Here is a 19,824-nt window from a genome sequence, read left to right on the forward strand (position 1 = left end):
TCGGGTTTAACAGCCTGGAATCCGATTGAGTATTTAAGTTGTTCAATAAAAAACCGCCAACTGTTTATCAGCTGGCGGTTTTTTTAGTCGGTCTTAATCGTTCTGCGGCATCTCACCCGCCGCCAGGCGTTTGTTGATGTCGGCAATCACTTGCGGCAAATCGCTGATGGTGTCGATCATGTAGTGTGGGCGCGAGCTTTCGAACAGCGCGTGGATACGCTTGCGTTCAGAGGCCAGTTCATCGCTGCCCAGCGCCCGGAAGCCCTGGTAATCGAGGCCCAGCGCGTTGCCCGAGCAGATCAGCGCGACCGTCCACATCCCGGCGCGACGACCTTCGAGGATGCCCGGCACGGTGTCGTCGATTTTCACGCACGCAGCGACATCGTCAATGCCCAGCGCTATCACGTTGGCCAACGCCTGAGCCGGCCATGGGCGGCCGTTCGGCACTTCGTCGGTGGCGACCACGTGGTCGGCGACGTAACCGTTGGTGGCGGCCAGTTCGACGACTTTATCCATGACCTGTTTCGGATAGCCGGAGCACGAACCGATCTTGATCCCTTGCTGGCGCAGCTTGGCGATGGTTTCCAGGGCGCCGGGAATCAGCGCCGAGTGCTCGGCGATTTTCTCGATCTGCAGTGGCATGAAACGCTTGTAGATTGCAGTGACATCATCATCGGTCGGCGAGCGGCCGAACACTTTGCGATAGCGCTCGGCGACTTGCGGCTGATCGCACAGGGTACGGATGTGATCCCACTTGCCCATGCCCATCGGCCCGCGAGCTTCTTCGATGGAGACTTGCACGTCGAATTCGGCGAAGGCTTCGACAAAAATCTGCGTGGGGGCGAACGAACCGAAATCGACCACGGTGCCAGCCCAGTCGAGGATCGCGGCTTGCAGTTTGCTTGGATTGACGTAGTTCATGGCAATTAAATTCCTGATTTGAAATGCAGTTCAAACTGTAGGAGTGAGCCTGCTCGCGATAGCGGTTGATCATTCAACATCTTCGTCGACTGACACGGCCTCATCGCGAGCAGGCTCACTCCTACAGGGGATTTGTGTGGGTTTTAGATATCGAGGACTTCCATTTCGCGCAGCACTTCACCAACAGCCGCGACGGCCTGGCGCATTTCGTCCGGGCTGACGTGACCGATACAGCCGACACGGAACGTTTCAACCTGAGTGAGCTTGCCCGGATAAAGGATGTAGCCCTTGGCCTTGACCCGTTCGTAGAAGTCCTTGAACTGATAACGCGGATCTTGCGGAGCATGGAACGTGGCGATGATGGGCGCCTGAATCGCCGCTGGCAGAAAGCTGCGCAAGCCAAGCTTGGCCATCTCTTCCATCAATGCCTGGCAGTTGGCGGCATAGCGTGCATGCCGCGCCGGCAGGCCACCTTCTTCGTTGTACTGCAACAACGCTTCGTGCAGCGCCGCGACCACATGGGTCGGCGGGGTGAAGCGCCATTGACCGGTTTTCGTCATGTAAGCGTGCTGGTCGAACAGGTCCATCGCCAGCGAATGCGAATTGCCGGCAGCCGCAGCCAGCGATTCTTTGCGGGCGAAGACAAAACCCATCCCCGGCACGCCTTCCAGACATTTGCCGGACGCGGCGATCAATGCATCGAACGGGACTTTCTGCGCATCCACCGGCAACGCGCCGAAGGAGCTCATGGCATCGATGATCAGGCGTTTGCCGTGTTGCTCAACGACTTCGGCGATTCCCGCCAAAGGGTTAAGAATCCCGGTGCTGGTTTCGCAGTGGATCAACGCGACGTGAGTGATGTCGCCGTCGGCACGCAGCAGGCGGTCGACGTCGGCGGCGGTGGTCGGTTCGTCTTCAGCGGTTTCGAAGGTGCTGAACGAACGGCCGAGTACTTCGCAGATCTTCGCCAGACGCTTGCCGTAGGCACCGTTGATCAGCACCAGAACTTTACCGTCGCGCGGCACCAAGGTGCCGATGGCGGCTTCGACGGCGAAGGTGCCGCTGCCCTGCAACGGCACGCAGTGGTGAGTCGCGGCGCCGTTGAGGATTGCCAGCAGTTGCTCGCAGAGGCTGGCAGTCAGTTGGTTGAAGCGGTCATCCCATGACCCCCAGTCGACCATCATCGCCTGGCGGGTGCGGGCCGAAGTGGTCAACGGGCCGGGAGTGAGCAGGATGGGTTCGGCGATACTCATTCGTGTGTCCTCGGATTGCGCTGGGGGATGAAGCTACGGGGCATACGTTGCAATTCGCCGTTGCATCAATCAAATTGTTTGTCGTTATGCCAGCCATCAGTGAGAGTTATTCATGAACTTGTTTCAGCTGCGCGCTTTCGACGCCGTCGCCCGTGAAGGCAGCTTCACCCGCGCTGCGGCGCGGTTGTTCATCAGTCAGCCGGCGGTCACCGGGCACATCAAGGCGCTGGAGGAGCACTACCAGATCACTCTGTTGCGACGGACTGCACGACGGGTGGAACTGACCGAGGAGGGCACCAAACTCGCGGCGATCACTCGGGCAATGTTCGGCCTCGCGGAAGAAGCGCAGGTGCTGCTCGAGGCCAATCGACAATTGCTCACCGGACGCCTGGAAGTGGCGGCGGACGGCCCGCACATGGTCATGCCGATGCTCGCCAGTCTGCGCGCGCGGTATCCGGGGATCACGGTGAATCTGCGCTTGGGCAATGCCCAGGAAACCTTGGCGGCGTTGTTGTCCGAGCATGCGGACGTGGCGGTGCTGACCGAAGTCGAGCCGCGCAAGGGTCTGCATTTACAGGGGTTGAGCGAGTCGCAGATTTGCGCACTGGTGCCGGCGGGGCATCCGTGGGCGGTGCGTGCCGGTGAAGTGAAACTCAAGGAACTGGATCAGGTGATCATGGTGCTGCGCGAGCCGAGTTCGATCACCCGGCGCACGTTTGATGAGGCGTGTGCGCAGGCGTCGATCCATCCGCGTGTGTTGCTGGAGCTCGATAGCCGCGAAGCCGTAACCGAAGCGGTGGCCGCCGAGCTGGGCGTTGGCGTGGTGTCATCGGTGGAGGTCAGCCACGACCCGCGAGTGGTGGCAATTCCGATTGCGGGGGAAGGGCTGGTGAACCGGCACATGATTGGCTGCATGGAGCGACGCCGGGATTTACGATTGATTCAGGCATTTTTTGCATTGGCGCCGCAATGACCAATAGCGGAGTCGCTGGCAGAACTGCCGTATTTTTTCGCGAAACTTCAATTTTCCGGTAGGTCGCCTGTTTGAGCGGCATTCCTTGCAACTGAATCAAAGCGGCTTCGGGATCATCCAGCGGCAGTGTCTGGAGAGCATTTACATCCACATTCCACCACTCGCTGGCGAGTAGCTTTTCGATGGTGTCCGGGTCATGCCGATACTTGATGATTTTCGCCGGAGTGCCGGCAACGATCGCGTAGGGCGGCACATCCTGAGTGACCAGCGCGCGGGTCGCGATAATGGCGCCGGTACCAATCTGTACACCTTCAAGGATCATCGCGCTGTGGCCAATCCAGACGTCGTGGCCAATCGTGACATCAGCCACTACCGGGTCGAACGTCAATGCCGTTCCGGTGTACTGAAAGGGATGTGAGCTGAGCCAGTCGGTTGGATGAGAACTCTTCTGCTGGCCAATAAAACACCGCGTGCTGATTGAACAAAACCTGCCAATCGAGGAAACAGCAGACAGTACGCAATCACTTCTGATGTAAGTGTGCGCACCGATGGCGAGTTGTTTCGACTCGATCACCACATGGCCAATGCTGACGTGTTCTTCAAGAATCAGCCTCGAACGCTTGTGCAACGAAAAAATGCCGCCGGCGACTTTGCAGTCATGCTGGCGAATCCATTTTTTCCAGAAGTGATCTCGAACCGAATCTATTATTTTCATCGCGATGGGTACTGGATTCCGGCATCGAACAGTGTGAGGTTCGATGCGTCACGGTCAATGATGTTGTGAAATTTCTTGTCACATGTGAAGAAGCGCAATTGTAGCTGACGTTGTCGAACTGGATACATTCGTTTCACGACGAAAAAGACCACGTCCTACGGATGGCGTCGCAGGCTCGGTGCTATTGCAGGCTCTCGCGAACCATCTCCAGAAACGTCGCCACCACACGCCGCGAGCTTTGTTCACGCAAGCACACCAGGGTTTCGGTCAAACGCCGGGTGCAGTCGATAATGGGCAGGGCGCACACCCGCGAATCCGCACCAAATTCCGCCGCCGACACCACCCCTACGCCAATCCCCACCACCACCGCCTCGCGCGCGGCTTCGCGGCCTTCAACCTGAATCGCCGGACGAATGCGAAACCCTGCGCGAGCCATTTCTTCTTCCAGGGTCTGCCGTGTCACCGAGCCGTGCTCACGCAACACCAACGGCGTGTCATCGAGGTCCGCAAGGCAGATCGATTCGCGCTCGGCCCATGGGTGATTGCGCGACACGAACGCCACCATCGGATCGTTACGCAGTGGCACACACATCAAGCGCTCATCACTGACATCACGCCCCAGCAGTGCCAGATCCGCCTGATAGTTGAATAGCCGGAACAGCGATTCATCGGTGTTGCCCGTCTCGATCTTTACGCTGATACCCGGATAGCGCTCGCAGAACCGCGCGATCTGCGGCAACACATGCACCGGTGCATCCACCGCCAGAATCAGGCTGCCGGTCTGCAAGGCCTGGGATTCCTGCAACAATTCTTGCGCTTCAGCTTCAATCACAAACAGGCGCTGGGTGATCGCCAGCAAGCGCTCGCCCAAGTCGGTCAGGCGCACGGAACGTTTATTGCGGTGAAACAGCAAAACGCCAAAACGCTCTTCGAGTTTGCGCACTTGGTCGGATATCGCCGGTTGCGTGAGAAAAAGGCGCTCGGCGGCGCGGGTGAAGCTTCCATGCACGGCCACCGCATGGAAGGCTTTGAGCTGGGCGTGGGAGACCGACATGATTGCTCCAATAACAAGCTGAGCTTATGTGTGAAATACGATAAATCGATTTTATTTATTAAACAGTAATTGCTTTGATCCGCTCACGCCATCGCTGACTGTCCGGACGGGCAGCAGGGATGGCGATGAGCCTGTGCGTGCAACAGCAGGACTCATCTGACCGGTATCGCCATAGGGACGGGCTGATATCGCAGTGCTCAACAATAAAAACACAGGCGTTTTTCTTAACGATTCTGCCGGCACACTCACACCCTGAGGTCAGAACCACCATGAACAAGCACATCGGCACCATTGCGCGTTGGCGCGTGCAGATTTTCGCTGTCACCTGGCTCGCGTACGCCGCTTTCTACTTCACCCGCAAAGCTTTCTCGGTGGCCAAACTCGGCATTGCCGAAGACCCCACCTTCATGCTCGACAAAATGGCCATGGCCAACCTTGATGCTATCTATCTGGCGGCTTACGCCGTCGGCCAGTTCACCTGGGGCATGCTCGCCGACCGCTTTGGCCCAAGGGTGGTGGTACTCGGCGGTTTGCTGATTTCCGCCGCTGCCGCGCTGGTGATGGGAAGTTTCGCCACGCTGCCGATCTTCGCCACCTGCATGTTGATTCAAGGTTTGGCGCAATCAACGGGATGGTCGGGGTTGTGTAAAAACCTTGGCAGTTTCTTCCCTGCGCAACAGCGCGGGCGGGTGCTCGGGTTATGGAGTTCCTGCTATGCCTTTGGTGGTCTGGTGGCGTCACCGTTTGCCGGTTGGTGGGCATACACGCTCGTTGGCAGTTGGCACGCGGCGTTTATTTCCAGTGCCGCCGTGGTCGCCGTGGTCGCGGTGTTGTTCTTTATCTTCCAACGCAATAAACCGGAAGACGTCGGCTTGCCGGCAGTCGAGCCGGAGCCCGAACTCACGGCTGAAGAAACCGCAGCCAACAGCAAACTCAGTGTCTGGGAACCGTTGAAGGAAATCCTGCGCAACCGCACGGTACTGGTTCTGGGCCTGGCGTATTTCATGTTGAAACCGGCGCGTTACGCGATTCTGTTGTGGGGGCCGGTGATCGTTTTCGAACAGATGCCCAGCGTCGGCAAGGTCGGCGCGGCAATCATTCCGACCTCGTTCGAACTGGCCGGTTTGCTCGGGCCGATCATGATCGGTCTGGCCTCGGACAAACTGTTCGGCGCCCGCCGCATGCCCGCGTGCGTGATCAGTCTGCTCTTGCTCACCGTGACGCTGGCGCTGTTCATGGCGGCGTTGCAGTCCGGTAGCGTGATAATCGTGGTGGCGCTGTTGTTTGTCATGGGCCTGACCCTGTACGGCCCGGATTCGATGATCAGCGGTGCGGCTGCCATCGACTTCGGCAAGGCCAAGGCTGGCGCCACGGCGGCAGGCTTCGTTAACGGCTGCGGCTCGGTCGGCGCGGTGCTTGGCGGTTTGCTTCCCGGATACTTCGATACGGTCACGGTGTTCATTGTCTTCGCCGGTTGCGCCTTGTTCTCGGCACTGGTGCTGATTCCACACTGGAACAGTCGCCCGGTCGGCGTGATGGAACCGCGCGCATCCATTCCCAATTGCCCGTTGACGATCAAACCCCTGCGTTCCTGAAACCCCTTGCCTCGCGGCCTGCTGCGGCGCTCGCGGCAGGCTGTGTCGTGGCCAATTGACTGGAGAAAACCCATGAGACCGTTTTGGCTGGAGCAGGCCTTGCAGACCGATACTTCTGAAATCTGTGCGCCGCTGCAAGGCGAAGTGCGCACTGACGTGTGCATCGTCGGCGGCGGTTACACCGGTTTGTGGACGGCGATCATGCTCAAACAGCAGAACCCCGAAATCGATGTGCTACTGATCGAAGCGGACATCTGCGGCGCTGGCGCCAGTGGGCGCAACGGTGGCTGCGCGTTGTCGTGGTCGGCCAAGTATTTCACTCTCGAGCGCTTGTTCGGCGTCGAGGAGGCAGTACGTCTGGTCAAGGAATCGGAGCGCAGCATCCACGCCATCGGCGAGTTTTGCGAGCAGTACGACGTGGATGCCGATTACCGGCTCGACGGCACGTTGTACACCGCGACCAATCGCGCGCAGGTCGGCTCGACCGACGCGGTGATCGCCGCGCTGGAGCGTAACGGCATCAACTCGTTCAGCCAGCGTCCAGTGGCCGATGTCCAGCGCATGGCTGGCTCCGGCAAACATCTGGAGGGCTGGTTTTCGCCGGCAGCGGCGAGTGTGCAACCCGGCAAACTGGTGCGCGGTTTGCGCCGGGTGGCGTTGCAACTGGGCGTGAAAATCCACGAAAACACGGCGATGACCGGGCTGGAGGAGGGCCGTCCGGCGCGTATCCAGACAGCGAACGGCAATGTGATCGCCGACCGTGTAGTGCTGGCGATGAACGCCTGGATGGCCCGCGCTTTCCCGCAGTTCGAACGCAGTGTGGCAATCGTTTCCAGCGACATGCTGATCACCGAACCGCGCCCGGAACTGCTTCAGGAAATCGGCTTGACCAGTGGCGTCACCGTGCTCGATTCACGGATTTTCGTCCACTACTACCACAACACCCCGGACGGCCGGATCATGCTCGGCAAGGGCGGCAACACGTTCGCTTATGGCGGGCGGATGCTGCCGGTATTCGATCAGCCGTCGCCCTATGCGGGGCTGCTCCAGCGCAGTCTTGCCGATTTTTTCCCGGCGTTTGCCGAGGTCAAAGTCGACGCGACCTGGAACGGTCCCTCGGATCGCTCGGTGACCGGCCTGCCGTTTTTCGGGCAGATGAGCAGCAGCGGCAATGTGTTTTACGGTTTCGGCTATTCCGGTAGCGGCGTCGGTCCGTGTCACATGGGCGGGCAGATTCTCGCGTCGCTGGTGCAGGGCCTGGATAACCCGTGGACGCGCTCGCCGCTGGTCAATGGCCCGCTGGGCTACTTCCCGCCGGAACCGATTCGTTACTTCGGTTCGCTGATGGTGCGCAACGCCATCCGGCGCAAGGAGCGCGCTGAAGACCACGGTCGCCGACCACGGCATCTGGACGTGCGCCTGGCAAAATTCGCCGCGGCGGCGGGTAAGGCGGACAAAGCCTGAAAACCCACCACCCTGTGTAGGAGCTGCCGCAGGCTGCGATCTTTTGATCTGGTTTTTTAACAAACAAGATCAAAAGATCGCAGCCTGCGGCAGCTCCTGCACTGGTGGGTCAGTTGCGGTAGAGGAGCCAGTCGAGTAGCTGGGGGCAGGCTTGAGTGGGCGGTATTTGTTGCTGCGGCAGTTCGCCTTGCGTGCCCAGGCAGAGGATCGGTCGATCCGGATCGCTGTCGAGAAAACTCACCCATACCTCACTGCCGGCACAGGGCAGTTCATGGGCTGCGATCCGCCCATTGGCGTTGGTCAGGGCAATCGGCAGCCATATTCCATCGTCTGCCTGCACAGTTGAGCCTGGCCACAGGTTGACGTTGATTCGGCCTTGGTCATCGAGGGTGGCTGGCTGCCCGGGCGTGCCGAGTACGCGCGCCTGGTGATAGCCGGGGATCATCGGTCGCGGCTGCTTGAGTGCCGGGCGAAATTCCGTCGACCAGGGCAGGGCAACGAAATCGTTGTGGTAACGGTAAACGCTGGGTGTCGGATCGAGAATCGACGGTTGTTGCCCCTGATGGTGCATTTCGGTGATCAACCATTGTTCGTTGAAACTGTTGATCGGATGCTCCGCGACCTGAATCAATTGACCACTGAGCAAATCCGCGCAATTGCTACGGCCATGGATCGAGCGATATTGACAGCGCTGACGCTGCAGATGGCGACGACTGCGTTGTTCGGCATAGCGATGCTGCTTTGACAGCGCCGTTGTCGGGCCGATGACAGTCTGGTTGGCGGCATCCTCGCTGACGTGTCGGTGTCCGCGATCGCGTACATGGCGTAGCGGCGCAACCGGCACCGCGTCATGGCGCTGGAACAACGTGGCGATACACGGCGAGGGCGCATCGTCATCGAGACTGAACGGCAGGAGCGTGGTGTCTTGGGGCAAACTCAGGCTGTCATCGGCGAACACCACGACATGCCCGTTCAGGTCATGCTCGAAGTGGTAATGAATGCCTTCTTCCTCGCACAGTCGTTGCAGCAATGCCAGGTCGCTTTCCTCATATTGGATACAGAACTCGCGATTGGGGTATTGGTCAACGATCATCTCCATTCGGTAACTGTCGATCGGCAGCGCGTTTTCCTCAAGTAACCGTTGGAGAATCTGCGGCACGCTCAAGTTTACGAATACGCGGCGCCTGTGCGCTGGAGCGAGCTGTTGCAGAGAGGGTACCAGCAGCAGTCGATAGCCGACTCTATGGGCGCCGCGATGTTCGCAACTGGCGCTTTCGATGCGGCCGTGAATCCCGTGATGGTCACTCAGATGCAGAAATGCCGGCTGCTGCAACAGCGTGGCTGGGGCCATGGCCTGGCCGAGGCCGATCAGTTCAATGTCGAAGCGGTAGGGGTGATTGAGCGCTTCCTCACCGCGAAAACGCAACACCGGCATTTGCAACCCACTGTCGGTCAGGGTCAGCGTGAAGGGACTTTCCATGTCATTGAGCATTCGCACAGGCTCTGTCTGGCAATATGGCCCCAGAGGGTACGAAACCGCAGCGCTGAATGGTTATGTCAAAGCGGCTTTTCAGAATCGGCCTACACGTTCTGGTGAAAATGTCGATTCAGCATTACGATTTTTTTGGTCGATTGCCGACTTTAGGCCGTATAAACTTGGCGCCACGCGTCGGCCAATAGATGTCTCGGCGCCACAGATCAAGAGAGTGAGTAATGGGCGCACAGTGGAAGGTTAAACACAAAGAAGCGGCAGCCAACGCCAGGGGCAAAATCTTCGGCAAGCTGGTGAAAGAAATCACCATTGCTGCGCGCAACGGTGCCGATACTGCCACCAACGCACACCTGCGTCTGGTGGTCGAACAGGCCAAGAAAGCCTCGATGCCGAAAGAAACCCTCGATCGCGCGATCAAGAAAGGCGCAGGCCTGCTGGGTGAAGCGGTGCAATACCATCGCGTGACCTACGAAGGTTTCGCCCCGCATCAGGTGCCGCTGATCGTCGAGTGCGTGACTGACAACGTCAACCGTACCGTAGCGGAAATCCGCGTCGCGTTCCGCAAGGGCCAATTGGGCGCTTCCGGCTCCGTGGCCTGGGACTTCAACCACGTCGGCATGATCGAAGCCTCGCCGGACACCCCGGACGCCGATCCGGAAATGGCTGCCATCGAAGCCGGAGCCCAGGATTTTGAAGCGGGTGAAGACGGCGCGACGCTGTTCCTGACCGACCCGACTGACCTTGACGCGGTGCAGAAATCCCTGCCGGAGCAAGGTTTCACGGTATTGTCGGCCAAGCTTGGTTATCAGCCGAAGAACCCGGTCAGCGGCCTGAGCGACGAGCAGATGGCTGAGGTTGAAGCGTTCCTCGAAGGCCTCGACAACCATGATGACGTGCAGGACATGTTTGTTGGCCTGGCGGGCTGATCGACTGCGTCAGTGATGGCCACATCGCGAGCAGGCGAAGGCCTACAGGCCAGAGGTGAACACATCATTCGTGATCACCACCGTCCACTGTAGGCGTGAGCCTGCTCGCGATTGACCGCGCAGCGGTCACAGATTCTCAAGCTGCCGTATGACCTCAGCAAACCCCGGCCGCGCCAGCACATCCGCCTGACAGCAACGTCGCTCCAGCTCTTCAAGCACCGTACGCAGTTGATCACTCAACCCCGAGTCGATGCGCGCCAGCAACTCACCCAACAGAATCCCGAACGCACGTACTTCGATACGTTGCAGCGCGCGCGTTTGCGCCGTGTCGGCAATGGCATGGAACGACGCCCCGCCAAAATCCCCGAGCAGGCAATCGCCGCACTCGTTCAACAAAATGTTGTGCCCATAGAGATCGCCGTGGGTGATCCCTTGCTGATGCAGATGCTCCGCTGCCGAGGCGATGCCTCTGGCAATGTTCAGCGCCACCTCGACACTGAACCGGCAATCCTCGGCGTAAACATCCCGCGAGCAGGATGCCAGGCTTGGCAGGTCGGCGAGGTTACGGAAGGACGGATCGATCAGTTGCATCACCAATCCCTGCTGGCCGTCGGGATGGCCACTGATGCGCCCCTCGATGCGGATCAGATTGGGATGCAGGCCCGCGGTGATACAGGCGTTCATTTCGTGCAGCGGCGAACCGTCGCTGGTCATTTCACCTTTGTACAATTTCACCGCCACCGACGTCACTGAGCCATCGTCGCGTTGCCAGCTCGCCCGGGAAATCACTCCCGAGGCACCTTCACCCAACCGTTGCTCCAGACGCAGCGCCGACCAGGCAATCTGCGGCGTCGCTTCCAGCGCGGCGGCGTCTGCCTCGGTTTCCAGCGGGTTACCGGCGTACGCTAGCCAGGTCAGGCTCGGCAGCGCGAGCAGCCACTGCGGCAGTTCGGTCAGGTGGTTGGCGGAAATGCGCAGCAACTCAAGCCGATGGCAGTTGCTCAACGAAGGCGGCAGCGCTTGCAGGCGGTTGCCGGACAGCATGAGCTTTTGCAGGGCCGGGCGCTCACCGAGTTCCCTCGGCAGGCTTTCGATGCAGTTGTCGGTCAGGATCAGCCAGCGCAAGTGCGGCGGCAGAGCTTCGCCGGGTACGTTGACGATGCGATTGGCTCTGAAGCCGACCATCGTCAGCGCCGCGCATTGGCCGAGACAGGCCGGCAGTTCAGTGAACGGGTTGTCTGAGCAGAACAGCACGCGCATCCGGGTCAAACGGTGCAAGTCATCCGGCAGGCTACTCAGGGCATTACCGCTGAGGTTGAGGATTTCCAGAGTGTCGGCCAGCTCGAAAATCTCGACCGGGAACTCGGTCAGTCCGCAGGACAGGTCCAGCCGCGTGATGCCCGACAACTCGCCGGCGCGCAATTGAGCAAGGGTGTGCATGTTGGTGTTCGCTAATGATCAGTGGAGCAACGCGGGGGCGCTGAGGATGGGCGACATGATAACGGCAAAGCGGGTTCCGGGCTTGAGCGCAATGCTGCAAGCTCGCTCCCACAGGGTCGGTGTGGTCAGTCGTCGTTGTGCATCTCTTGCAACTGCCCCAACCGGCTGCGCGTGCGCGCCAGGTCAATGGCGTGGCCGTCGAGGCTTTCGTGCAAGGGCAGGCGACCCAGCAACGTCAGATGCTTGTCCTGGTCGTACAACACGTCGATCAGGTTGATGAAGCGTTGTTGCGCGGCGATCGGGCATTCTCCCAGCTCCGGTAGATCATCAATGATCCAGCGGTCGAAACGTCGACACAGCTCCAGATAATCCATGACCGCCGTCGGCTGTTCACACAGTTCGTTGAAGGTAAAACCGACACTTCGCTCTTTACACCAGCGAGCCCGAATCTGCCGGGTGCCGACGGTTAGCGCAACGCCCGGCGCATCCGCAGGCGGCAGCTCCAGAGCGGCGCGTTGCGCTGGCGTGGCTGGCCACACGTAATGCCCCTGAGTGAATATCTGCTGCGCAGAGTGACGCGTGTGACTGCGGTAATCGTGCGCCCCGCCGACTTCCATCACCTGCATGTGCGTATTGATCAGCTCGATCACCGGTTTGAAGCGGGCGTGATAGAGCGGATTGGGCAGCAGGCCGTCAGGCGCATAGTTGGAGGTCACCAGCAGCAGAATCTGCCGCTTGAACAATGCCTTGAACAGCCGGGTGATGAGCATGGCGTCGCCGATGTCATGCACATGAAACTCGTCGAAACACAGCACCCGACAATCCTCCAGCAATTCGTCCAGCGTCACTTCGAGGGCATCGTCCTGCTCGCGATGGCTGAACATGCCCTGATGCAATTGCGCGAAAAACTGATGGAAATGCAGACGCCTTTTCTGGGTGATCGGCAAGGCCTGAAAGAAACCATCGAGCAACCAGCTCTTGCCGCGTCCGACGGCGCCGAACAGATAAAGACTTGGTGCGGTTCGGCCGCTTGCGCCAAACAACAGGCTGGCTTGCTGCGCCATGCACTCGATGACGCGCTGCTGGCTATGACTGAGGGTGTAACCCTGACCGCTGGCCTTGTGCCGGAAGTAGTCGCGGATCGACTGGGCACTGGCGTCATGCCCGGCACTGGCCGGCAAACCCTTGCCCAACCAACGGCGCAATGCCGGCCAGCGCTGGATCAGTCGCGATCGTTTCGGCAGGTGGGCAGGCACTGGGGGCGTCTCCGTGTTCGTCAAGACCGGCTTCCGGGAGCGTGGCGACGTAGTGTAACCAGACGCCGACCTGGCCAGCCACCGCGACGATTCCAGAGTGGGCGGTTATTGGACAGAATCCTACGGCACGTACAGCTATTTTTAGCGACTTGGCCTGACCGATTGCCAACCTTTCGAAACATATCCCGGATGATCACTGGATCCAATCGACTGGCGGAATCGTCGACCGTTGCTAACCTCAATCACAGAAACGACGTCGCAAGCGATCACTGACAAGGAACGGCGCAGTGAATGTACATGTGGTCATGGGGCTGCTGGGGGCACTCGTTGCACCTGTTCATGCGGCAGATCTTCAGGTCGAAGTGCGCGTCGATGTGCAGCGCGGCTGCCAGTTGATCGGCCAACAGCGTGGCGCCGGCATTGAGCAACTGGGTGTGCTCGACTTCGGCAGCACCGCACGCCTCGATGACCCCGCCGGGCCGTTGGCTGCCGCGTTGACCAATCAGCGCCTGCCACGGCTGGAGTGCAACCCCGACACGCCTTACCAGATGCGCGTCGATGGCGGCTTGCATGGCGGTGTCGGTGAGGTCCGCTACATGGCCGGTTCGACCGGCAGCAAACCTATTCCGTATCGCTTGTATCAGGACGCGGCGCGCCGGGTACCGCTGGTGGTGGATGTGCCAGTCAGCGGGCGGGTGCCGGACAGTGGCACGGTAGAGCTGCCGCTGTATGCGCGCATCGAGCGCTTGGCTGAGGTGCCGCGAGTCAGCCGTTATTCGGATCTGGTCAAGGTGACGGTCACCTGGTGATCACGGTTTCAAGGCACCCGGCGGACGCGGGTGTGCAAGGAAGGCGTTCCATGATGAACGCGGTGAATGAGTCAGCGTAAAGGAGCAGGGACGGGCGCAATGACAGGCAAACACTGGATGGTGGTAGCGGCAGGTATGCTGGCTATGCTCGCAGGCAACGCGCAAGCGGCAGGCAGCGGGCAGATCAATGCGCGGCTGATCCTGATTGCCGGCTGTGAAGGCACCAACACCAGCACACCCGCCCGCCCGGGCCGCGATTTCGGCACCCTCGCTTTCGGCCTTCAGGGCCCGACCCGGAACGCACCGATCAAGGCCAGTCTCGGCAGTGACAGCAGCGGCAAACTCAACGTCGCCTGCAATCCTTCGGTCACTGGTTTCACCGTCACCATTGACGGCGGCGCCCACGGTGACGGCAACACCCGGCGCCTGAGCAACGGCCGCCAGACTCTTCCCTATCAGCTGTTCGTCGATCCCTCCGGCGCCCGGAGCTACAGCATCGGCCAGCAACACAATTTCGCTGTCACCAGCGCTGCGCAGATACCCATTCCGGTATTCGGCTCGGTGGTGGCGAATACCCGCGCGGTATCGGCAGGTGTCTATACCGACACGCTGACGGTGACGCTCGACTGGTAACCCCGTAGAGGACGGACACCATGCGTATGTTTGCATCAAGGATAGGTTTGTCGTTGCTTGGCCTGGCGCTGGTTTCCAGTGCCAACGCCGCCACCACGGTCACCGGCCAGATCACCTCCAGCCTGATTCTGATCAGCAGTTGTCAGGTCAACGGTGCTGGCGGTTCCACCGGGCTGAACTTCGGTGCGTTGAACTTCGGCACCGCCAACAGCCTGTTCACCACGGCCACCGGGCAAGTGTTGGGTGGCGGTGGCGGGGCACTGTCGATTCTCTGTTCCAGCGGCACCACGCCGACGGTCAAGGTGCGCGCCGGTTCCCATGACGGCATGTCACCGGGCGGCACACGAGCGTTGTACGACGGGGTGGCCAATTACGTGCCGTACGACTTGTACACCGATGCCGGGCACTCGCAACTGCTGGCGATCGACGGGACGATCAATCTCGCCGCCAGCACCGGTGTTGCGCAGACGGTGAACATCTACGGTCAGGCGGTGGGCAAGGCCGGTTTGCCGGCGGGGACTTACACCGACACTGTCGCTGTTGAACTGACGTTCTGATGCCATGCGCCGCCATGGCTGTGCCGCTCTGCTCCTGCTCTGTGCCGGCAGTGCGCCGCTGCCGCTGACCGCAGCGACGAGCCAGAGCTTTCAGGTCAGTGCCACGGTCACTGCCGGGTGTCTGGTGGTGGGCGGGGTGTCGAACTATGGCGGGCTGAATTTCGGTTCGCGTTCGGCACTGGCTACCGGCACCGTGCAGGTCGCGCTGACCGGCGGGGTGCAATTGCAATGCACGCCGGGCGTAACGCTGAACATGAGCGTTGATGGCGGCCAGTACAACAGCAGCGGACGGCACATGCAGGTCAACAGCGGCAGCGCGCGGGTGGCGTATGCACTGTTTCGCGATGCGGCGTACAGCCAGAGCCTGGGCATTGGCCAGAGTGTGGCGGTGGCTTACAGCGATGCGAACAACATCAGCCTGCCGATTTACGGTCAGGTGCAATTGCCGGGCAATCAGCCTGGGGGGACGTACAGCGACGTGTTGCAGGTGCAACTGTCGTGGTAAGGCGAAGTTGAATGGCCGACAAGGAGCAGGTTTATGGGGTCAGTTACGTCACGGCATTCGCTCGTGTGTTGCGCGATGTGCGCGGTGGTCATGTTCGGGGCAAGCACCGCACACGCTGCCAGTTCGGTGCTGATCTGGCCGATTGATCCGGTGCTGGAGGCTGATCAACAGGCCAGTGCGCTGTGGCTGGAAAACCGCGGCAGCGAAACCGCCAATCTGCAGATCCGCGTATTCGGCTGGAGCCAGAGTGGTTTCGCCGAGCAATACCAGAACCAGCGCGACGTGATCGGCAGCCCACCGGTGGCGAAAATCGAACCGGGGCAGAAACAATTGGTGCGCCTGACCCGCACCAAGGAAGTGCCGCCGGGGCAGGAACTGGCCTACCGGATCATCATCGATGAAATTCCTTCCGCACAACCCGCGACCGCTGACGGAGGCAAAACCGCCGCAGCGATCCGCTTCCAGATGCGTTATTCGGTGCCGCTGTTTGCCTATGGCGCCGGGTTGTGGAGCAAAGAGGACAGCACCCGTGCGCGTGATCCCAAAGGGGTCGGCCTGCCGCAGTTGAGCTGGCGCACGGTAGCCGTGGACGGCAAGCCTTATGTGGAAGTGCGCAATCAGGGCGCGGTGCATGCGCGGTTGACCGACGTGGCTATAAAGCAGGCCGGGCAGAGCAAACCGTTGGCCGAAGGGCTGCTCGGTTACGTGCTGCCGGGTGCGGTGATGCGCTGGCCGGCACCGACACCGCTGACCAATGATTCGGCGTTGCAGGTACGAGTAAATGGCGCGGCACAGGTGCAGAGCATCACGCCCGCCAAGTGAGTGAGTCGTAGCGCGGGCATCTGGCGTCGACGAAAGCGGTATCAGGAGGATTCAGTCCATTGACGGACGTAAAACGCGTATGAACCCAGGACGGGTTCGCCGTATTCAGCGTCCGTTGTGGCTCATCACCGGCGCGTGTTGCCTGATGTTCATTCAACCATCCGGGGCCGGCGATCTGCCGCCGCCACCGAGCGGCATGGAGGCCGTCAGTGATGCTCAGTTGTTTCTGGAACTGGTGGTCAACCAGATGAATACCGGACGCGTGGTAGCGGTGCAGCAGCGCGACGGGCGCTTGTTTTTGCCGGCGACGGCGTTACGCGAAACCGGCATGAAGTTGCCCGACAGCCTCGGCGCCGAGGTCGATCTCGACAGTCTGGCGGGGCTGCACAGTGACTACGACAGCGTCGGTCAGCGCCTGCTGCTGGACGTGCCGCCGGACTGGCTGCCAGAACAGTTCATCGGCAATCGGCAGAGCTATCCGCGGACGCCGGCGCTGAGCAGTTTCGGCGCGCTGTTCAACTATGACCTGTACCTCAATGACACCGACGATGCCGGCACTTATCTGGCAGCGTGGAACGAAGTGCGGCTGTTCGACAGCTGGGGCACGCTGTCCAACACCGGGCAATACCGGCGAACCTTGTCCGGTGATTCGCTCAACACGCTGGACAACGGCTATCTGCGCTACGACACCACTTGGCGATACTCCGATGACGAGCGAATGCTCACCTACGAGGCGGGTGACGTGATCAGCGGTGCGCTGCCGTGGAGCAGTTCGGTGCGGTTGGGTGGCGTGCAGTTTTCTCGGGACTTTGCGGTACGCCCGGATCTGGTGACCTATCCGTTGCCGCAATTTGCCGGTGAAGCGGCGGTGCCATCCTCGGTGGATCTGTTCATCAATGGCTACAAATCCAGCAGCGCAGATTTGCAGCCAGGACCTTACACGCTGACCAATATTCCGTTCATCAACGGTGCTGGCGAAGCCGTCGTAGTGACCACTGATGCGCTCGGTCGACAGGTCTCGACCACGGTGCCGTTCTATGTCACCAGCACCTTGCTGCAAAAAGGCTTGAGCGATTTTTCCGTGGCTGCCGGTACTTTGCGTCGCGACTATGGTTTGAAGGATTTCAATTACGGCCCGGGTGTCACCTCCGGCAGCCTGCGCTATGGCGTCAGCGACAGTTTCACCCTGGAAAGCCATGCCGAAGCGGCCGATTCGCTGACACTGGGCGGCCTCGGCGGCAATTGGCAGCTCGGTAACTTTGGTGTGCTCAACAGTGCACTGAGCCAAAGTCGTTTCGACGGCGAGGGCGGTCACCAGGTCAGCCTTGGCTATCAGTACAGCAACCAGCGTTTCAGCTTTTCCTATCAGCGTCTGCAACGTCATGATCAATACGCCGATCTGAGCGTGGTCGACAGCCCGTACATCAGTCTTAGCCGGCGCAGCGAACAGGCGACCCTGAGCCTTAACCTCGAGCGCTGGGGCAGTCTCGGCGCGGGTTATTTCGATGTGCGCGCGGCGGACGATTCGCGCACGCGGCTGCTCAACCTCAGCTGGAGCAAACCGTTGTGGCGCAACAGCAGTTTCTATCTGTCGGCCAATCGCGAGATCGGCGACAGCAACTGGGCGGTGCAGGCGCAATTGGTGGTTCCGTTCGACTTGCGCGGCAGTCTGGCGATCAGCACCGAACGCAGTAAAACCGGGCAGAGCCAGCAGCGGGTCAACTACAGTCGCGCGGTGCCGACCGAGGGCGGCGTAGGTTTCAATCTGGGTTACGCCAAGGGTGACGGCGCCGATTATCGTCAGGCTGACGTCACCTGGCGCCTGCAGTCGGTGCAATTGCAGGCCGGTGTCTACGGCACTTCCGACGCCGAAACCCGTTGGGCCGACGCCAGTGGTTCACTGGTGTGGATGGACCGTCAGGTGTTCGCCGCCAACCGTATCGACGACGCTTTTGTGGTGGTCAGTACTGAGGGTTTTGCCGACATTCCGGTGCGCTACGAAAACCAGCAGGTCGGCCAGACCGACAAGAACGGTCATCTGCTGGTGCCGTGGAGCAGCGCTTATTACCGGGGCAAGTATGAAATCGATCCACTGAATCTGCCGGCCAACGTACGCAGTCCCAACGTCGAACAGCGCATCGCGGTGAGGCGTGGCAGCGGTTATCTGCTGGAATTTCCGCTGACCCGAGTGATTGCCGCGAGCATCGTGCTGGTTGACGCGCAGCAGCGCGACCTGCCGCTGGGCGCGGGTGTTTTGCACGAGCAGAGCGGCACGCGGACGGTGGTCGGTTGGGACGGGCTGGTTTATCTGGAAAATCTGCAGGCGCAGAACTCGCTGCACGTGACGCTGGCCGACGGCAAGACCTGTCAGGCGCAGTTCAGTGTCGATCTGAATCAGGATCAGGTGCCGTTGATTGGCCCGTTGGTGTGTCAATGATGTTCCGGCGATGGCTGTTATGTCTGGCACTGCTTATGCCCGGGGTGGTGCAGGCCGCGTGTTCGGTGGTCAGCACCACGCCGGCGGCGTTCGGCATGCTCAGTTCGATCGCCGTACGCACGACTTCGCAGCCCAGTTCCACACTGAATGCCGGTTTGAGTTGCACTGGCTCTCTGTTGTCCCTGCTGACCAGCAACGACCACTTCTGGGGCACCGTTTCTTCGACTAAAAGTGGTCTGGTCGGGCCGACCGGCGATGTCATCAATTACACGATCTACGCCAACAACAGCACCAGCTACCCGCTGACGCGCGGCACCGCCTACGACTTCGCGCGCAACGGCATCATCGATGCCTTGGGCCTGCTCAACGGTACGACGCCGAAAACAGTGCCGCTCTATCTCGGTACGACCATTGGCAGCAACGTCGCCGCCGGGGTGTACACCGAAACCCTGAGCATTTTCTGGAACTGGAATTACTGTTCCGGGATCGGCATCGGTGCCATTTGCATTGGGCGCGATATCGCCAACGGCACGACTTCTTTGACGGTGAACCTGACGGTGTCCAACGACTGCACGATTACCGCGCCGAACATTGCCTTCGGCAGCGCGCCGGTGGTTAGCGCGTTCACCCCGGTGACCGGACAGACGATCAATCTGGCCTGCACCAAAGGCAGTGCTTACACCGTGGGGTTGAGCGACGGGCAGAACGCGGTGAGTGTCGGCGGGCGGCGGCGGATGATTTCCGGGAGCAATTTTCTCGCCTATGACATTTTCAAAAGCGCCGGTACCACGCGCTGGGGCAGTGTCGGCGCGGCGCGGCGCGCCAGTACCGATGCCGAGGTGAATCCGGGTAACGGGTTGGGCACCGGTAGCCAGATCTTCAATTACAACGCAAAAATCTACACCGACCAGACCACACCACCGGCGGGCACTTATCTGGACAATGTGGTGCTCGACGTCGGTTTCTGACCTG

The 19,824-nt window shown here is 60.4% G+C and carries 18 protein-coding genes and 1 pseudogene; 12 read left to right on the top strand and 7 right to left on the bottom strand.

Annotated features, from left to right (window positions below):
- Positions 1-93: 93 nt before the first annotated feature.
- Positions 94-921: a phosphonoacetaldehyde hydrolase gene (phnX, locus tag AK821_RS08395; protein ID WP_064389237.1), complete on the bottom strand. Its 828-nt coding sequence runs from the start codon at positions 919-921 to the stop codon at positions 94-96.
- A gap of 143 nt (positions 922-1,064) precedes the next feature.
- A complete protein-coding gene (locus AK821_RS08400; RefSeq protein ID WP_064389238.1) occupies positions 1,065-2,174 on the bottom strand; it encodes a 2-aminoethylphosphonate--pyruvate transaminase in 1,110 nt (369 codons plus the stop codon).
- A 112-nt stretch (positions 2,175-2,286) separates the two neighbouring features.
- On the opposite strand from AK821_RS08400, the gene AK821_RS08405 reads away from it, so the two are divergent.
- Positions 2,287-3,147, top strand: a complete 861-nt coding sequence (locus AK821_RS08405; protein ID WP_064389239.1) for a LysR substrate-binding domain-containing protein — start codon at positions 2,287-2,289, stop codon at positions 3,145-3,147.
- A gap of 19 nt (positions 3,148-3,166) precedes the next feature.
- On the opposite strand, the pseudogene AK821_RS29395 reads toward AK821_RS08405, so the two are convergent.
- Positions 3,167-3,862: pseudogene (locus AK821_RS29395) on the bottom strand (CatB-related O-acetyltransferase); the annotation flags it as partial.
- A 181-nt stretch (positions 3,863-4,043) separates the two neighbouring features.
- Positions 4,044-4,916, bottom strand: a complete 873-nt coding sequence (locus AK821_RS08420) for a LysR family transcriptional regulator (RefSeq protein WP_064389242.1) — start codon at positions 4,914-4,916, stop codon at positions 4,044-4,046.
- Positions 4,917-5,185: 269 nt separating this feature from the next.
- On the opposite strand from AK821_RS08420, the gene AK821_RS08425 reads away from it, so the two are divergent.
- Entirely contained in the window at positions 5,186-6,511 is a 1,326-nt protein-coding gene (locus AK821_RS08425) for an MFS transporter (RefSeq protein WP_064389243.1), read from the top strand.
- A gap of 72 nt (positions 6,512-6,583) precedes the next feature.
- Positions 6,584-7,975 (top strand): FAD-dependent oxidoreductase, encoded by a 1,392-nt coding sequence (locus AK821_RS08430; RefSeq protein ID WP_064389244.1) that lies wholly within the window; start codon positions 6,584-6,586, stop codon positions 7,973-7,975.
- Positions 7,976-8,084: 109 nt separating this feature from the next.
- Here the strand turns inward: AK821_RS08430 and AK821_RS08435 are convergent, their stop codons facing one another.
- The gene (locus AK821_RS08435) at positions 8,085-9,467 is read right to left on the bottom strand and encodes a type VI secretion system Vgr family protein (RefSeq protein WP_064389245.1); all 1,383 of its coding nucleotides are present in this window, start codon (positions 9,465-9,467) and stop codon (positions 8,085-8,087) included.
- Positions 9,468-9,688: 221 nt separating this feature from the next.
- Between AK821_RS08435 and AK821_RS08440 the strand changes: the two genes are divergently transcribed.
- Positions 9,689-10,393, top strand: a complete 705-nt coding sequence (locus AK821_RS08440) for a YebC/PmpR family DNA-binding transcriptional regulator (RefSeq protein WP_064389246.1) — start codon at positions 9,689-9,691, stop codon at positions 10,391-10,393.
- A gap of 126 nt (positions 10,394-10,519) precedes the next feature.
- Here the strand turns inward: AK821_RS08440 and AK821_RS08445 are convergent, their stop codons facing one another.
- Together AK821_RS08445 and zapE are read right to left on the bottom strand one after the other, a co-directional pair.
- Entirely contained in the window at positions 10,520-11,833 is a 1,314-nt protein-coding gene (locus tag AK821_RS08445) for a leucine-rich repeat-containing protein kinase family protein (protein ID WP_064389247.1), read from the bottom strand.
- Positions 11,834-11,958: 125 nt separating this feature from the next.
- Positions 11,959-13,089, bottom strand: a complete 1,131-nt coding sequence (zapE, locus tag AK821_RS08450) for a cell division protein ZapE (protein ID WP_064389248.1) — start codon at positions 13,087-13,089, stop codon at positions 11,959-11,961.
- Between the two features lie 305 nt (positions 13,090-13,394).
- On the opposite strand from zapE, the gene AK821_RS08455 reads away from it, so the two are divergent.
- From AK821_RS08455 to AK821_RS08485, 8 genes are all read left to right on the top strand, one after another.
- Entirely contained in the window at positions 13,395-13,898 is a 504-nt protein-coding gene (locus AK821_RS08455; RefSeq protein WP_064389249.1) for a Csu type fimbrial protein, read from the top strand.
- Positions 13,899-13,997: 99 nt separating this feature from the next.
- Positions 13,998-14,531, top strand: coding sequence for a Csu type fimbrial protein (locus AK821_RS08460; RefSeq protein ID WP_064389250.1), 534 nt, complete (start codon positions 13,998-14,000; stop codon positions 14,529-14,531).
- A gap of 20 nt (positions 14,532-14,551) precedes the next feature.
- Positions 14,552-15,088: a Csu type fimbrial protein gene (locus AK821_RS08465; RefSeq protein ID WP_064389251.1), complete on the top strand. Its 537-nt coding sequence runs from the start codon at positions 14,552-14,554 to the stop codon at positions 15,086-15,088.
- 4 nt (positions 15,089-15,092) lie between these two features.
- The gene (locus AK821_RS08470) at positions 15,093-15,593 is read left to right on the top strand and encodes a Csu type fimbrial protein (RefSeq protein WP_016983916.1); all 501 of its coding nucleotides are present in this window, start codon (positions 15,093-15,095) and stop codon (positions 15,591-15,593) included.
- Between the two features lie 11 nt (positions 15,594-15,604).
- A complete protein-coding gene (locus tag AK821_RS31140) occupies positions 15,605-15,739 on the top strand; it encodes a hypothetical protein (protein ID WP_256585369.1) in 135 nt (44 codons plus the stop codon).
- Positions 15,684-16,415 (top strand): fimbrial biogenesis chaperone, encoded by a 732-nt coding sequence (locus AK821_RS08475; RefSeq protein ID WP_236708301.1) that lies wholly within the window; start codon positions 15,684-15,686, stop codon positions 16,413-16,415. Before AK821_RS31140 ends, AK821_RS08475 begins: the two co-directional genes overlap by 56 nt.
- Before the next feature lie 79 nt (positions 16,416-16,494).
- Complete coding sequence (locus AK821_RS08480) at positions 16,495-18,852, top strand: fimbria/pilus outer membrane usher protein (RefSeq protein WP_064389253.1); 2,358 nt, start codon at positions 16,495-16,497, stop codon at positions 18,850-18,852.
- Positions 18,849-19,820 (top strand): Csu type fimbrial protein, encoded by a 972-nt coding sequence (locus tag AK821_RS08485; protein ID WP_064389254.1) that lies wholly within the window; start codon positions 18,849-18,851, stop codon positions 19,818-19,820. Before AK821_RS08480 ends, AK821_RS08485 begins: the two co-directional genes overlap by 4 nt.
- Positions 19,821-19,824: the final 4 nt, after the last annotated feature.

Source organism: Pseudomonas sp. RIT-PI-r, from assembly GCF_001297015.1.
Taxonomy (GTDB): Bacteria; Pseudomonadota; Gammaproteobacteria; order Pseudomonadales; family Pseudomonadaceae; genus Aquipseudomonas.

Excerpts from the sequence above, each read along its gene's own strand:
- phnX (WP_064389237.1), bottom strand. The coding sequence starts at position 921 with ATGAACTACGTCAATCCAAGCAAACTGCAAGCCGCGATCCTCGACTGG.
- AK821_RS08400 (WP_064389238.1), bottom strand. The coding sequence starts at position 2,174 with ATGAGTATCGCCGAACCCATCCTGCTCACTCCCGGCCCGTTGACCACT.
- AK821_RS08405 (WP_064389239.1), top strand. The coding sequence starts at position 2,287 with ATGAACTTGTTTCAGCTGCGCGCTTTCGACGCCGTCGCCCGTGAAGGC.
- AK821_RS08420 (WP_064389242.1), bottom strand. The coding sequence starts at position 4,916 with ATGTCGGTCTCCCACGCCCAGCTCAAAGCCTTCCATGCGGTGGCCGTG.
- AK821_RS08425 (WP_064389243.1), top strand. The coding sequence starts at position 5,186 with ATGAACAAGCACATCGGCACCATTGCGCGTTGGCGCGTGCAGATTTTC.
- AK821_RS08430 (WP_064389244.1), top strand. The coding sequence starts at position 6,584 with ATGAGACCGTTTTGGCTGGAGCAGGCCTTGCAGACCGATACTTCTGAA.
- AK821_RS08435 (WP_064389245.1), bottom strand. The coding sequence starts at position 9,467 with ATGCTCAATGACATGGAAAGTCCCTTCACGCTGACCCTGACCGACAGT.
- AK821_RS08440 (WP_064389246.1), top strand. The coding sequence starts at position 9,689 with ATGGGCGCACAGTGGAAGGTTAAACACAAAGAAGCGGCAGCCAACGCC.
- AK821_RS08445 (WP_064389247.1), bottom strand. The coding sequence starts at position 11,833 with ATGCACACCCTTGCTCAATTGCGCGCCGGCGAGTTGTCGGGCATCACG.
- AK821_RS08455 (WP_064389249.1), top strand. The coding sequence starts at position 13,395 with ATGGGGCTGCTGGGGGCACTCGTTGCACCTGTTCATGCGGCAGATCTT.
- AK821_RS08460 (WP_064389250.1), top strand. The coding sequence starts at position 13,998 with ATGACAGGCAAACACTGGATGGTGGTAGCGGCAGGTATGCTGGCTATG.
- AK821_RS08465 (WP_064389251.1), top strand. The coding sequence starts at position 14,552 with ATGCGTATGTTTGCATCAAGGATAGGTTTGTCGTTGCTTGGCCTGGCG.
- AK821_RS08470 (WP_016983916.1), top strand. The coding sequence starts at position 15,093 with ATGCGCCGCCATGGCTGTGCCGCTCTGCTCCTGCTCTGTGCCGGCAGT.
- AK821_RS31140 (WP_256585369.1), top strand. The coding sequence starts at position 15,605 with ATGGCCGACAAGGAGCAGGTTTATGGGGTCAGTTACGTCACGGCATTC.
- AK821_RS08475 (WP_236708301.1), top strand. The coding sequence starts at position 15,684 with ATGTTCGGGGCAAGCACCGCACACGCTGCCAGTTCGGTGCTGATCTGG.
- AK821_RS08480 (WP_064389253.1), top strand. The coding sequence starts at position 16,495 with ATGAACCCAGGACGGGTTCGCCGTATTCAGCGTCCGTTGTGGCTCATC.
- AK821_RS08485 (WP_064389254.1), top strand. The coding sequence starts at position 18,849 with ATGATGTTCCGGCGATGGCTGTTATGTCTGGCACTGCTTATGCCCGGG.